General features: G+C 69.5%; 9 protein-coding genes. All 9 read right to left on the bottom strand.

From position 1 onward, the window contains the following. Positions 1-1221, bottom strand: a 1221-nt coding sequence (locus HY68_RS32875; protein ID WP_041998738.1) for a glycoside hydrolase family 13 protein, incomplete at its 3' end; no start/stop codon positions are given. 63 nt (positions 1222-1284) lie between these two features. Then, a complete protein-coding gene (locus HY68_RS32870) occupies positions 1285-2208 on the bottom strand; it encodes a carbohydrate ABC transporter permease (RefSeq protein ID WP_041998735.1) in 924 nt (307 codons plus the stop codon). A gap of 13 nt (positions 2209-2221) precedes the next feature. Continuing rightward, the gene (locus tag HY68_RS32865) at positions 2222-3214 is read right to left on the bottom strand and encodes a sugar ABC transporter permease (protein WP_041998732.1); all 993 of its coding nucleotides are present in this window, start codon (positions 3212-3214) and stop codon (positions 2222-2224) included. A gap of 159 nt (positions 3215-3373) precedes the next feature. Next, complete coding sequence (locus HY68_RS32860) at positions 3374-4672, bottom strand: extracellular solute-binding protein (RefSeq protein WP_041998729.1); 1299 nt, start codon at positions 4670-4672, stop codon at positions 3374-3376. A gap of 171 nt (positions 4673-4843) precedes the next feature. Next, positions 4844-6997, bottom strand: a complete 2154-nt coding sequence (locus tag HY68_RS32855) for a carbohydrate-binding module family 20 domain-containing protein (RefSeq protein ID WP_042000543.1) — start codon at positions 6995-6997, stop codon at positions 4844-4846. Between the two features lie 224 nt (positions 6998-7221). Then, positions 7222-10359 carry an alpha-mannosidase gene (locus HY68_RS32850; protein ID WP_041998725.1) on the bottom strand — a complete coding sequence of 1046 codons (3138 nt, stop codon included), beginning with the start codon at positions 10357-10359 and terminating at the stop codon, positions 7222-7224. An 82-nt stretch (positions 10360-10441) separates the two neighbouring features. Then, positions 10442-11626 (bottom strand): glycoside hydrolase family 76 protein, encoded by a 1185-nt coding sequence (locus HY68_RS32845; RefSeq protein ID WP_041998723.1) that lies wholly within the window; start codon positions 11624-11626, stop codon positions 10442-10444. Positions 11627-11655: 29 nt separating this feature from the next. Next, positions 11656-12501 (bottom strand): carbohydrate ABC transporter permease, encoded by an 846-nt coding sequence (locus HY68_RS32840; protein WP_041998720.1) that lies wholly within the window; start codon positions 12499-12501, stop codon positions 11656-11658. Positions 12502-12503: 2 nt separating this feature from the next. After that, positions 12504-13350 (bottom strand): sugar ABC transporter permease (locus HY68_RS32835; RefSeq protein WP_078864059.1); only part of this gene is annotated, 847 nt, incomplete at its 5' end.

Here is a 13350-nt window from a genome sequence, read left to right as displayed (position 1 = left end):
ACCCAACTCCTCACCCTGGTAGACGTAGGCCGAGCCGGGCAGCGCCAGCATCAGCAGCGTCGCCGCGCGGGCCCTGCGCAGCCCCAGTTCGCGGTCGCCCGCCTCGCGCAGCTGGGTGGGGGCGGGCTCGCCGCGGCGGAGGGACGGTACAGGGTGGGCCAGCCGGGTGGCGTGCCGGGTGACGTCGTGGTTCGAGAGCACCCAGGTGGCGGGCGCGCCCACCGCGCCCATGGCGTTCAGCGAGTCGTCGATGACGTCGCGGAGCGCTGCGGCGTCCCAAGGGGTCGTCAGGTACGAGAAGTTGAACGCCTGGTGCAGCTCGTCGGGGCGCAGGTAGCGCGCGGCCCTCTCGACGGTCGGTGTCCATGCCTCGGCCACGGCGACCCGGTCGCCCTGGTACTCGTCGAGGATCCGCCGCCAGCTGCGGTAGATCTCGTGCACACCGTCCTGGTCGAAGTACGGCATGGCGTCGGTGCCGAGCAGGGCGACCTGACCGTCGTGGCCGACGTCCGGCAGCCCCGGGGCCTTCACCAGGCCGTGTGCGACGTCGACACGGAAACCGTCGATGCCGAGGTCCAGCCAGAAGCGCAGCACGGAGCGGAACTCGTCGTGCACGGCCGGGCAGTCCCAGTTGAAGTCCGGCTGTTCGGGGGCGAACAGATGGAGGTACCACTCGCCGGGGGCGCCGTCGGGTTCAGTGGTCCTGGTCCAGGCGGGGCCGCCGAAGACGGACTCCCAGTCGTTGGGCGGCAGTTCGCCGTGTGCGCCCTGTCCGGGGCGGAAGTGGAAGCGCCGGCGCAGTGGTGAGCCGGCGCCTTCGCGCAGCGCCTGCTTGAACCACTCGTGCTGGTCGGAGCAGTGGTTGGGCACCAGGTCCACGATGACCCGCAGACCCAGGGTGTGCGCCGTCCGTACCAGGTCGTCGGCGTCGGGCAGGGTGCCGAACACCGGGTCGACGGCACGGTAGTCGGCGACGTCGTATCCGGCGTCGGCCTGCGGGGACGCGTAGAACGGTGACAGCCACACCGCGTCGACGCCCAGCTCGCGCAGGTACGGCAGCCGGGCGGTGACGCCCGGCAGATCACCGATGCCGTCGCCGTCACTGTCGGCGAAACTGCGCGGGTAGACCTGGTAGATGACCGCTTCGCGCCACCAGTCCGCGCGCTCGGCGGCGGCTGCGGTCGCGGCGGAGCTGGGCGTGTCGGTGAGGTGCTGGCTCATGGATTCTCTTCACTACGTGAGAACGACAGATGACGTGTGTGCGGAAGGGGCTGCCCGGCGGGGTCAGCCTTTCGCGCCGCCCGCGGTGAGTCCGGCGACCAGATGGCGCTGGACGAGCAGGAAGACGACGGCCGCGGGTATCGCGATGATGACGGAAGCCGCCGTCATGGCGCCCCAGTTGGCGCGCTGGTCGGAGGCGAAGGTCCGGATGCCGGCCGCCAGTGTGTAGTGGTTGGCGCCCATGAACTGGGTGGAGTAGGCGACTTCGCCCCACGCGGTGAGGAAGGTGTAGAACGCGGTGACGGCGAGGCCCGGCCTGGCGAGCGGCACGATCAGCCGCCAGAACGTGCCGAACGGGTTGAGGCCGTCCACCCGGCCCGCCTCGTCGATCTCGCGCGGGATGGTGTCGAAGTACCCCTTGAGCATCCAGGCGCAGAACGGCACCGAGATGGTGCAGTACACCAGGATCAGCCCCAGGTAGCTGTCGATGAGACCGAACCGCGCGAGCAGGTTGTACAGCGGCACGATCAGTACGGCGACCGGGAACATCTGGGTGAGCAGGAAGGTCCACATCAGCGAGCGGTGTCCGGGGAACCGCATCCGGGAGATGGCGTAGCCGGCGCTGGCGGCGATCAGCACACCGAGCACGGTGGTGCAGCCGGCCACGATCAGCGAGCTGAGCATCCACCGGGGGAAGTGGCTGTGGAACAGCACGAACCGGTAGTTCTCCAGGCCGAGATGGCTGAGTACTTCGCCGGGCTGCTGCCAGGCGGTGCCGGGACCCAGCGAGATGAAGACGATCCATAGCACGGGGAAGACGGCGGTGGCACTGGCCACCAGCAGGGTGGCGTGCAGCAGGATCGAGGCGCGGCGGCTGCGCTCGCCCCTGCGCCGGTGGGTACGGCGGGCGCCGCTGCGGGCGCCGCGCACGGCCTTGCCGCTCGCCGCGCGGGACGCGGAGAAGCCGCGCTCGGTGGTGACGCTCATGGTGGTCCGGCTCCTAGTCCTGCGTCTTCAACTGGCGGCGGTAGAAGGTGGAGAAGGCAACGAGGATCAGCAGGATGACGATGCCGTAGGCCGCCGCGCCCGAGTAGTCGGACACTCCGGTGAACGCCTTCTGGTAGGCGTAGGTCACCAGGATGTCGGTGTCGCCTGTGGTGTTGTTGCCGAGCAGCAGATAGATGATCGGGAACATGTTGAACGTCCAGACGGTGCTCAGCAGGACCACCGTGCCGGTGACCGGGCGCAGACCCGGCAGGGTCACGTCGCGGAACCGCTGGAGCGGTGAGGCGCCGTCCATCTCGGCGGCCTCGTACAGCTCGTTGGGGATGGCCTGGAGGCCGCCGAGGATGGCCACCATCATGAAGGGCACGCCGCACCAGACGTTCACCATGATGACGGCGATCTTCTGCGCGAAGGGGGTGCCGAGCCAGTCCTGGGACGGCAGTCCGGCCGCGTTGATGATGTCGTTGAACACGCCGTACTGCGAGTTGAACATCAGCCGCCACGCGAAGACGCCGACGAAGGCGGGCACCGCCCACGGCAGGATCAGCGCCAGCCGGTAGAACAGCCGGAATTTCACCGGGCGGTTGAGCAGGGTCGCCATCGCGAGGCCGATGGAGTAGGTGATCGCGACGCAGGAGACCGTCCAGATCACCGTCCATTCCAGCCGGGGGTAGAAGTCGCCGTCCTGCCCGGAGACGATCTTCCAGTAGTTGTCGAGGCCCACGAACTGGTAAGTGGCCTCGGCGTGGAAGGCGCCGATGTCCTTGGCGACGTTGGCCTCGGTGGCGTCGGTGAACGACAGGTAGAGCCCGTAGCCCAGGGGGTACAGCACCAGGACGCCGATCACGATGACGACGGGGGCGACCATGGCCCAGGCGTACCAGTGCTTGTCCCAGGACCGTTTGAGCAGTGTCACGGGGCCTGGCCGGGGGGCACGCGGCTCGGGCGCCGCGTCCCGGGCGGGTTGGTCCATGGTGGCGGTGGTCATCGCTCCTCGGCTCTTTCGGATGTGCGTGGTCGGTGGCCGGTGTTGACCGGACGGGGGTGGACCGGACGGGGGTGGACCGGACCGGCCGGCCGGGCGCGTGGACCCCGCGCGCCCGGTGGCGGACGGAGTCCCGGCCGGCCGGCCCGGCGTGGGGGTGGGCTACTGCACGCTGTAGCCGGGCAGCAGCTTGCCGAACTGCTTGGCGGTCGCGTCCAGTCCGGCCTTGACCGGGGTCTGCCCCTGCAGGATCTTGATGTACTGCTGCTGGAGCGGCACGAACAGACTGCCGACCTGCGGCAGTGCGACCCGGGGCCGGGCGGTGTCGAGGATCGGCTTGAAGCCGGCGATCTCCGGGTCCTTCAGCACCTCGGGGGTGTAGGCGGAGGTGCGGGTCGGCAGGGTGCCGTTCTTCAGCGCGATCTGCTGCTGGCTGGCCGACGAGGTCATGAACTGCGTGAAGAGGTACGACGCGTCGAGGTGCTTCGAGCCCTGGTAGACGGCGAGGTCGTGGCCGCCGGTCGGGGCGAGCGCCTTCCCGGTCGAACCGGCGGGGACGGGCGCGTAACCGAGGTTGGACTCCTTGCCCTTGAAGGCGGATCCGGTCAGGTCGTCGGCTACGGACCAGGGGCCCTGGATCAGCATGGCGACCTTGCCGGTCTTGAACGAGGTCTGCATGTTGTCGTACGCGCTGGCGAAGTCGACCTTCAGCGACGAGGTGTCGTAGATCTCCTTGGCCTTGGTGACCGCTGCCACGGCCTGCGGCGAGTTGACGGTGATCTTCTTGGCCGCCGGGTCGGCGAGGTCGGCGCCCTCGCCGAACAGGAGCGGGAAGAGGAAGTACGAGTCGGGGTTGACGTAGGTGCCGGCGACGCCGGGGACCTTCTTCGCGATCGTCCTGGAGTCGGCGATCAGCTCGTCCCAGGTGGCCGGCGGCTTGCTGATGCCGGCCTTGGCGAAGATGTCCTTGTTGTAGAGCAGGGCCAGCGTGTCGGTGACCGAGGGAGCGCCGTAGCTCTTCCCGTTGTACTTGGTCGTGTCGAGCGGACCTTCGACGAAGTCCTCGCTCTGCGAGAGCGCGGGGGTGCCGTCCAGCGGGGCGATGTAGTGCAGCGACGCGTACTCGGGGATGAGCCCGACGTCGGTACGGATCACGTCGGGCGCGCCCTTGCCGCTCTGGGCCGCCGCCTTGAACCGCTGCTCCACGGTGGTGAAGTCGACGTTCTGGTACGTGACCTTGATCTTCGGGTACTTGGCTTCGAACGCCTTGATGAGCGCCTGGTAGGCCGGGGCCTCGTTCTTGGCGTCCGAGGTGTCCCAGTAGGTGATCGCGCCGGAGACCGATGCGGGGTCGGCTGCCGAACCTCCGTCGCTCTTGCCGTCGTTGTCGCTGCCGCCACAGGCGGTGACTCCGAGCGCGATGGCAGCGGCCATCGCGACGGCGGACATGCCGCGTCGCATACCTGACTCCTTGAAGAGGGTGGTGCCCGTTCGGACTTGGTGGACCGTAACAGCGCTGCAATCTCTTGCGAAAGAGTCTGCAAGGAACTTTCTCGCCGAACGGCGGCCTCCGTACGGGGAGATACGGAGACCGCCGTTCGGCGAACGGCCGCGGGGAGGCGGCGGATCGCGTTACTTCCAGGTGTCGTTCAGGGTGAGGGTGCCGGAACTCCCGCTGTTGGCGGTGCGGTTGCCGCCCGACTCCCAGGTGACGTTTCCGGAGCTGTCCTTGAGGATGTACTTGTACTCGAACGAGGTGTTCGGCGGCAGGCTGACCGAACCCGCCCACGCGGTCTGGTTCGACGAGGTCAGCGCGATGGCCGAGCCGGTGTTCCAGGTGCCCAGCGCGGCGACCGATCCGACGACGTACACCTTCTGGGTGCCGGCGACCGACTTGTTCTCGTGGAAGGCCACGGCGGTCTGACCGCTGCCGTCACCGGAGGACTGGCTGCCCCAGGTGTCGTTCCGGGTGCCGCCGGAGGCCCCGGTGCCGGCCGTGTGGTTGTTGCCCGGCTCCCAGGTGACGTTCCCCGAGGCGTCCTTGACGATGTACTTGTACTCGAAGGAGGTGTTCGCCGGGAGGCTCACCGAGCCGGTCCAGTTCGACTGGTCGGAGGAGGTGAGCGCGATGGCGGCAGCGGGGTCCCAGCTGCCGAGTCCCGCTATGGAGCCGACCACATAGACCTTCTGGCCCGCCGGGACGGCCTTGCTCTCGTGGAAGGTCTCCGTGACACCGCCGGCCGGCGGGTCGGTCGGGGTCGAGTCGCCCGCGCCGTACAGCGCGACGGAGTCATGGGCGGCCACGGTCAGCGCCGCGTTGCCCGAGGAGTCGACCGTCACGGTCGGGCCCGAGCAGGAGCCGGAACCGGCGAGGTCGCCGTGGATGATGTCGCAGTAGGTGCCCGCCGCCAGTCCCGTGGCGAAGGTCCGGGTGACGGCCGAGCCGCTGTTGTTGAGGGCGATCCACGCCGTACGGCCGCGGCTGAACGCGACGGTGTTGTTGCCGTCGTCCCACCAGTTGGCCACGGACTCGCCCTTGGCCGCGTTGTGCCAGCCGACCATGTTGGCGATACCCCGGGTGCGGTCGGTGCAGACCCAGGTGGTCGCGCAGTCGGTACCGGTGACCACTCCGTTGGACGCGGCGGGCGGCGAGTCGTCCGAGCCGTTGAAGGCGAACCCGGAGTAGACCGTCGGCGCTCCGTAGCCGTAGGCGAGCATGAACTCGTTGGCGAGCGTGTACGTGCTGCCGTTCTTGTAGTTCAGGGTGCTGCCGTTGCGCTCGGTGTCGTGGTTGGTGACCATGGCGCCGTTCTTGGCGCTCGGCTCAAGACCGGAGGTGGCCAGGTTCCGCAGTCCCGCGATGCTGCCCTGGAACGCGGACTTCAGCGCGTTGGCGTAGTCGAAGCCGATCACACTGCCGTTGGCCTCGAAAGCGGCGGGCGCCAGATTGCCACTGCCGCCCAGCGCGATCTCCTGGAGGATGTAGGGACGGCCGCCCCACTGGGTGTTGTTGAGCCGGGACTCGATGTTCGCCATGTCGGTCTGGTTGATGTGCTTGGCGGCGTCCACCCGGAAGCCGTCCACGCCGTAGCCGATCAGCTTGTTCAGATAGCCGGCGATCTTCCCGCGTACCCCGTCGGACTCGGTGTTCAGGTCGACCAGGTTCGACAGGAAGCACTCCTGCACCTGGGCCTGGTTGTTCCAGTCGTTGATGGCCAGGTTCGAGGTGGGGCAGCTGCCCGGATAGCTGTGGAAGTCGCCCGAGCTGTACGGCACTTGGCTGTACGTCCGGGACCCGACATTGAAGCTGTCGCCGCCGTAGGAGTCCGTACTGGGCTGATCGGCGCCCGACATGTGGTTGATGACGGCGTCCGCGTAGACCTTCACACCCGCCGCGTGGCAGGTGGAGACCATGGAGGCGAACTGCGCCTCGCTGCCCATACGGCTGTTCAGGTCGTAGCCGACCGGCTGGTAGATCTCCCACCACGGGTGGGCTCCGGAGAGCCGGATCGAGTCCTGCGGCGGCGAGACCTGCACCGCGCCGTACCCCTTGGGGCCGAGGACGTCGGTGCACTCCGAGGCGACGGACTGCCAGTTCCACATGAACATGTTGGCCGTCACATCACCCCCGTTCCCCGCTGCCTGCGCGACACCCTCCTGGAGGAGGGTCAGTGGTACGACGGCGGCCGCGGTGAGCGCGCCGACGGCGAGCAGACTGCGCAGGCGCCCGGAACGGCGCCGCCGCTCCCGGGTGTGCGGCTCGGCGCGACCTGGTGATCGAAGCATGGACGACTCCCACATGAGAACAGAGAACTCCGGCATCCTGACTGGTCGCCCGGACCGACGCGCCTCGGTGGGGGCGGGGGCCAAACTGCCCCCGTTCAGGGGGCAGTTGAGCCAGGAAGACCTTGCCGGGGAAGCCATCGGGCGTCAAGGCCCGCTGCAAAAGATTTCTGCTCCTTGCGGAAACTCCCTGCCGTCGAGCGCCGTCGAGCGCCGTCGAGCGCCGGTCAGTCCAGCGCAGCCGCCTCGACGGTGAGCAGTACCGCCGTCGTGCCCAGCCTCGGCACCCGGACCACCACGGCGCCGTCCGCGTCCCGCTCCAACTCCTCGCCCGCGGCGGCGAGATAGTCGGCCGCCACCGCCGACCGGACGGGGAAGCCCGGAGTCAGCCGGCATGCGACGGGCTCCTCGGCGAACGACTGGAGTCGTACGAGCACCTGCCCGCTCGCCGGTACGGTCAGCCCGGCGACCCGCACCCGCGGGTCGCCGAGCGTCAGCAGCGCGAACCCGGTGCCGGGCTCGTCCGTCAGCGCTCCCTTCGCGCGTACGGCCAGCAGCGGGCGGCTCCCGACTGCAGCCGTCCGCATGCCGAGTTCGGGCCCGGCGGGTGAGGCGGATGCCGTAAAGGCGACGCTGTACCGGAAGACATGGTCGAACGCCTGCTGGGACGGGAAGTTGGTGTCCCAGATGTTGTTGTGCACCCAGGAGAAGAGCGTGCCCGGCTCCTCCTGGGCGAGCGACTGCGGGTAGGGAGCGTAGGGGATCGCGATGCCACCCAGCTGGATCAGCGGCGCGTCCTGCGTCGCCACCGCCGCGACCGTCTCCCCCTCCTGGAAGCTCACCCAGCGCCGGACCGCGCGCATATGGCGCGCCGAGCCCGGCACCGTCGGCAGGCCGGTACCCGTGACACCGCCCGTCGCCTCCATCCGTACGACCGGGTCCTCCATGGCGAAGGGGAAGGCGAAGAAGGCGCTCTCCTTGGTGAGCGTCGCGGCCTTGCCGATCCGGTTCTCCAGGTCGATCCGGGCAGCCGCGCGCGGCAGATGCACCCGCACCCTCAATCGTTCGGTGCCCGCGGGCACACACTCGTAGACAAGCGTCTCGCCGGTGGCGTCGGAGTACCGCTCCACGAGCGCGGCCGGCGGGGCCGTCCTGCGTGAGGCGAGCAGATGCATCGACCCGTCCGCCGTGGTCTTGCTGGACTGGTGGTTGAAGCCGCCCGCCGTCGCGTACTCGTCGTAGAGGTATCCGTTGAAGCCGACCGTGGCGTCCTGGCGGACGAGTTCGCGGCCGGTCGCCTTGTCACGGATCGACGCGATGGCGGCCGTCCGCAGGTCCACCCGTACCCGCAGGAACTCGTTCTCCAGCACGGTCGGTCCGTCATGGTCCGTGGCGGCCGGCGGCGCGGCGCCGGCCGGCAGGATGTCCACGCGTACCGCGCCGTTGGCGGGCACGCCGGTCAGCGGGAAGACCAGGAAGCGGCCGGCCGCCCGGTGCAACTGGTTGCTCTGGGGCTCCTCCGTGTGCTCCAGCGGGGAACCGTCCCGGGAGTCGACCACCCGGACGTGATCCGCCAGCGGGACGGTGCTCTCGGGCAGGAACAGCCGTACCGTCTCCGACCGCCGCCAACTGCACGTGTTGGTGATGTAGTAGCCGGCCAGGGTCCCGGTGCGCGGGGCGAGCCGGGAGCCGAGCGCGGCGCCCGCGCCGTCGAGCAGCGTCCCGGCGTCGTCGTGCGCCCGCAGGGCCTGCGCGTACTTCCAGTGCCACTGCCGTTCGCCGGAGGCATGGCCGTGGTCGCCGTGCGTCCAGGGGTCGCCGGCGCCCCAGGTGTGTTCGTTGAACAGGGATGCGGCCCGGTACACCGGCGGCGCGCCCGCCGTGATCGCCGCACCGCCGGACGCCTGGAGGTCGGATGCGTGGAGGTCGGATGCCTGAAGGATCTCCGCGTAACCGCCCACCGTCTGGGCGTCGGCCAGGGCCGCCTGTCCGTCCCTGGTGGCGGCGAGCGGGACGGCGCCGGCGCCGACTCCGTCCACCCACCAGTCGCTCCAGTCGCCCTCGAAGGTTTCGAGCTTGTCCCCGAGCCGCGCCTCGGCGTCGGCGAAGAAGTCCTCGTTGCGTGAGGTGCGCAGGGCGGGGAACGCCCATTCCTCGTTCCACCTGCGGACGGTGTCGGCGATGATCCTGCGCGGCGGACCGTTGTCGGCGAACTTGCCGAGGACCCGCAGGTGCAGCACGTCCCAGGGATAGGGGTCGCCCTTGAACTCCTCGTCGAGGACAGGGAATCCGGGGATGCCCCGGCCCTCGTGCGGATACTGGTGGGTGGCCAGCGCCGAGAGGTAGTGGGGCAGCAGGTCGTCGACGCGGTCGAAGGACTCGTCGAAGCCGAGGATCGATCCCTCCATGTAGGCGAGACCGTGCGGGGTGTCCGTACGCCACACCAGTACGCTGCGTCCGCCGGGCCCCTGCCAGCGGAAGAGCCGCGGCAGATCCTGCCCGCCCACCCGGTGCGGCACCGCGCGTCCGGCCCAGTTGTGGGCCACCGACAGATAGCGGATGCCGCTGTCCGCGAGCACGTCCGGCAGGCCGACGACCTGTCCCGGCACGTCCGTCTGCATCGCGGTGTTGATGTCGATGCCGTGCCGCTCCCGCACCTCCCGCATCGGGCGCAGCAGTTCATGCAGTTCATCGGTCGAGCAGGTCTCGGTGTGCAGGTTGAAAGGCAGGGCCGTCAGCTCGATCCGCCCTTCGCCGACCCGCCGCAGGAACTCGGCGACCTGCTCGGGCGGCCGGTTCGCCGACCAGTTCTCGTAGCTGAGGAATCCCTCGACCGCCCAGCGGAACTTCGCCTCGTCGGGCCAGTCGTCCGTCGCACGGCACAGTTCGAGCAGGGAGTCGAGATACGCGCGGCCCTCGGCGAGGACGGTGCCCTGCGGGTCGGTGTACCCGATGTCGAGATGGGCGTGCTGGACCAGATGCAGGGTCCAGTGCCGCTGCGGCGTCAGCAGCACCTCGACGCTCTCCCCCGCGGCCAGTTCGGGGAGTTCCACGAGGACCGGGGTCGGCGACGCCACCTCCGGCACCAGCAGCCGGGTGTCGTCGCCGGGGCCCTCGACGATGTCACAGCGCAGCGCGGTCCCGGACGCGGTGGTGACCCGGGCCCGGGTGACGGGACGGTCCGCCGCCACCCGTACGGACTGGAGCAGCCCCCCGTCACCGTCATGGCGCAACAGGGGTTCGGCCGAGAGCCGTACCTGGTGTCCGCCGAGCACACCGGTGGCCGACACACCGCGGTCACGGAGGATGTCGCGAGCCATGGTGGAGTCCCACCACGAGGGACGGGCGAGAGCGGGGTGGGACATGAACGGAGATCCAAACTGTTGTGGTGCGGTGCGGGGCGGTGCGACGCGGTGCCGGTACGGCTGCGGTCGGTGACGCGTGTGGTCAGGAGCGGTGCGTGGCCAGCCCGGCGAAGATCTGCACCATCGCGGACTGTTCGAGGGTCTCGGCGGGCGCTGCGGGGTCGTAGTCACCGCCGCCCGACGGCTGGAACCGGAACAGGCCGTCGGCGGGGTCCCGGTTCTCCTGCCAGGTCTGCGCCGCGTAGCTGCCTGCGGCCTCCCGGTAGGCCGGGTCGGGCCTGACCTCGTTGAGCTTCTGGAGGTTGTCGAAGTAGATGGCGTTGAAGATCGCCGGCTGGTCGTGCAGCCGGGTGCCCTGCTTCCAGTAGGCCAGGGACCCCTGGGCGTCGTCCACCGCGCGCTTGAGATAGCCGCGGTCGCCGGTGGCACGGTAGAGGGTGGTGGCGGTCCCGATCATCGCGCCCGAGTTGTACGTCCACAGGGTCGTGTTGACGGTGCCGTCGTCACCGAGACTGTTGCTGTAGAGGCCGGGGGCCTGGCGCAGACAGTCGGCGTTCCACCCGTACCACTTCTTCGCACTGCCGAGGAAGCGGCTCTCGTGCTTCACCTGGTAGAGCTCGGCGGCCAGTTCGGCCGCGAGCCCGGTGACGTTGGCGGCGCGCATGTTGTTGCTGGCGGAGTCCACCCAGTCCATGCCGCCCGGGCAGTTCTTCGCCGGGTCGCCGTCCCAGCCCCGGCTGACGATGTCGAAGGCTCCCACGGCGCGGTCGAGGTACGTCGGGTCACCCGTGGCGTGGTACTGGTCCAGCAGCGAGAGGCCGACGACGGAGTTGTCGTCGTAGAAGACGTCGCCGCCCTGGCCGAGCGGCGCCGGCAGGTAGGAGTCGTAACCCGGCCTGCCGTCGCGGGGGTCGAAGTACAGCTGGACGGCGTCGAAGCGTTCGGCCGCGTCGGCGGCGTACCGCTGCCCGGTCCCCGGAAGCGCCGCCATGTCGACGGTCGCCGCTGCCGCCTCGCGCAGCGACCACAGGTAGGAGTGTGCGTTGTCACCTGTCTGCTGCGGGAACTTCTCCAGGTACAGGCCGTGTTGCCCGGCGCCCTGGTAGAGGTTGCGCTGGAGCGCGTCGTAGGCGCTCGCGGCCCGCTTCGCCCACGGGTCCGCCGCGCGGGTGTCCGCGGTACCCGCCGCGTTCGCCGCCGGGGCGGCGCAGAGCGCTCCGCACAGCACGGCGAGAGCGAGGGCGGCGCGGGCTGTTGTCTTCACCATGGTCTGCCTTTGCGTGAGGGAGGAGTGGGTCAGCCGAGCTTCAGGCTGCTGACGAAGAAGCGCTGGGCGGAGAAGAAGAGGACGACCGTCGGCAGCGAGACGAGCAGCGCGCCGCCGAGCACCACCGGCGGTCCGACATTGGAGTAGTTGCCCTGCAGTTCGGCCAGGGCCGCCATGATCGGCCGGATGTTCCTGCTGGTGGAGAGGGTGATGCCGAAGAGCAGGTCGTTCCAGACGGCGACGAACTGGAAGACGAAAGCGGCGACCATCGCGGACTTCGACAGCGGCACATGGATCTGCCAGAAGACGCGCCACCACGAGGCGCCGTCGAGCCTCGCCGCCTCGACGACCTCGGCGGGGAGCGTCTGGGCGAAGTTGCGCATGATGAAGTAGGCGAACGGGATGGCGACCGCCACGTACACCAGGAACAGACCGATCTGGGCGTCGTACAGCCCGGTGTTGGCGTACGCCAGGAACAGTGGCCGCAGGAAGACCTGGAGCGGCAGCAGGGTGCCGGAGTAGATCAGCCAGAACCACAGCGCCTTGCGTCTGACCGGCATGATGACGGTGGCGAAGGCGGCGGTCGTGGCGACGACGATCGCGGCCGCCGCGCTGGTCACCGAGTAGAGCAAGCTGTTGCCCATGGCGGGCCCGAGGCGGGCCTTGGTCCACGCCTGCGACATGTTGTCGAAGAGACCGAAGCCGCCGTGCGGCAGCCAGTGCGGTGCGCCGCCGTACTGGGACGCCGGCACCAGCGCGTTCACCACCAGGAGCCAGGTCGGCACGGCCCAGAGGAGCGAGATGACCACCAGGGTCGTGTTGCGGACGACGGTGCCCGCCGAGATACGGCGTGCGGAGGTGCGGCCTGTGGTCATGGTCAGGCGCCTTTCGGGGTCAGCTGACGCCGCAGGTACAGCCACGAGGCGAGCAGCACGATGACGGTGAGTACGACGGCGACCGCCGCGCCGGCTCCCGGCCGCAGCGCGAGGAACGTCTCCTGGTACATCGAGACGGCGAGCGTCTCGGAGTTCCGCCCGGGACCGCCCTGGGTGAGCACCCAGATCAGGTCGAAGGACTTGAGACCGTTGACCAGGCTGCTGCCGACGACGATCACGGAGACGGTCTTCAGCTGCGGCAGGACGACGTAGCGGAATCTGCGCCAGCCGTCGGCTCCGTCGAGCGAAGCCGCCTCCAGGGTCTCCGGCGGGATGGTCTGCAGGCCGACCAGGAAGAGGATGACGGCCACTCCGGTCGACTGCCAGGTGCTGGCGACGATCATCACCAGGGTGTTGCCCGGCCACTCCAGCAGCCAGCCCTGGGCGAAGGACCCCAGCCCCAGCGAGGTGAGGGCCTGGTTGGCGGCGCCGTCGGTGTTCAGGACGAAGTTCCATACGACGGCGACGGCCGATCCGGAGATCGCGTACGGCAGGACCACCAGCAGCCGCGCCACTCTCGTCCACCCGGAGCCGTTGGTCAGCACGGCGATCCCGAGCCCCAGGACCAGCGGCAGGGCGACCGTGCCGACCACCCACATCAGCGTGTTCTCGATGGACTTGACCAGCACCGGATCGCTGAAGAACAGCCCGTAGTTGCTGAACCAGGTGAAGCCCGAGACCCGCCCGTCGCTGAAGAAGCTGCGGTAGAGGGTGACCACGAACGGTACGAGCAGCAGGGCGGCGACGAGCAGGACGGCGGGGGCGAGGAATCCGGCGCCGGCCAGCCGG

It is taken from the genome of Streptomyces sp. AcH 505 (genome assembly GCF_000818175.1).
Lineage (GTDB): Bacteria > Actinomycetota > Actinomycetes > Streptomycetales > Streptomycetaceae > Streptomyces.
The sequence above is the reverse complement of the archived record's forward strand: the minus strand, read 5'-3'. Positions and strand labels throughout refer to the sequence as shown.

Bases quoted from the DNA above. Each gene is read 5' to 3' on its own strand.
- HY68_RS32870 (WP_041998735.1), bottom strand. From the start codon at position 2,208: ATGAGCGTCACCACCGAGCGCGGCTTCTCCGCGTCCCGCGCGGCGAGC.
- HY68_RS32865 (WP_041998732.1), bottom strand. From the start codon at position 3,214: ATGACCACCGCCACCATGGACCAACCCGCCCGGGACGCGGCGCCCGAG.
- HY68_RS32860 (WP_041998729.1), bottom strand. From the start codon at position 4,672: ATGCGACGCGGCATGTCCGCCGTCGCGATGGCCGCTGCCATCGCGCTC.
- HY68_RS32855 (WP_042000543.1), bottom strand. From the start codon at position 6,997: ATGCTTCGATCACCAGGTCGCGCCGAGCCGCACACCCGGGAGCGGCGG.
- HY68_RS32850 (WP_041998725.1), bottom strand. From the start codon at position 10,359: ATGTCCCACCCCGCTCTCGCCCGTCCCTCGTGGTGGGACTCCACCATG.
- HY68_RS32845 (WP_041998723.1), bottom strand. From the start codon at position 11,626: ATGGTGAAGACAACAGCCCGCGCCGCCCTCGCTCTCGCCGTGCTGTGC.
- HY68_RS32840 (WP_041998720.1), bottom strand. From the start codon at position 12,501: ATGACCACAGGCCGCACCTCCGCACGCCGTATCTCGGCGGGCACCGTC.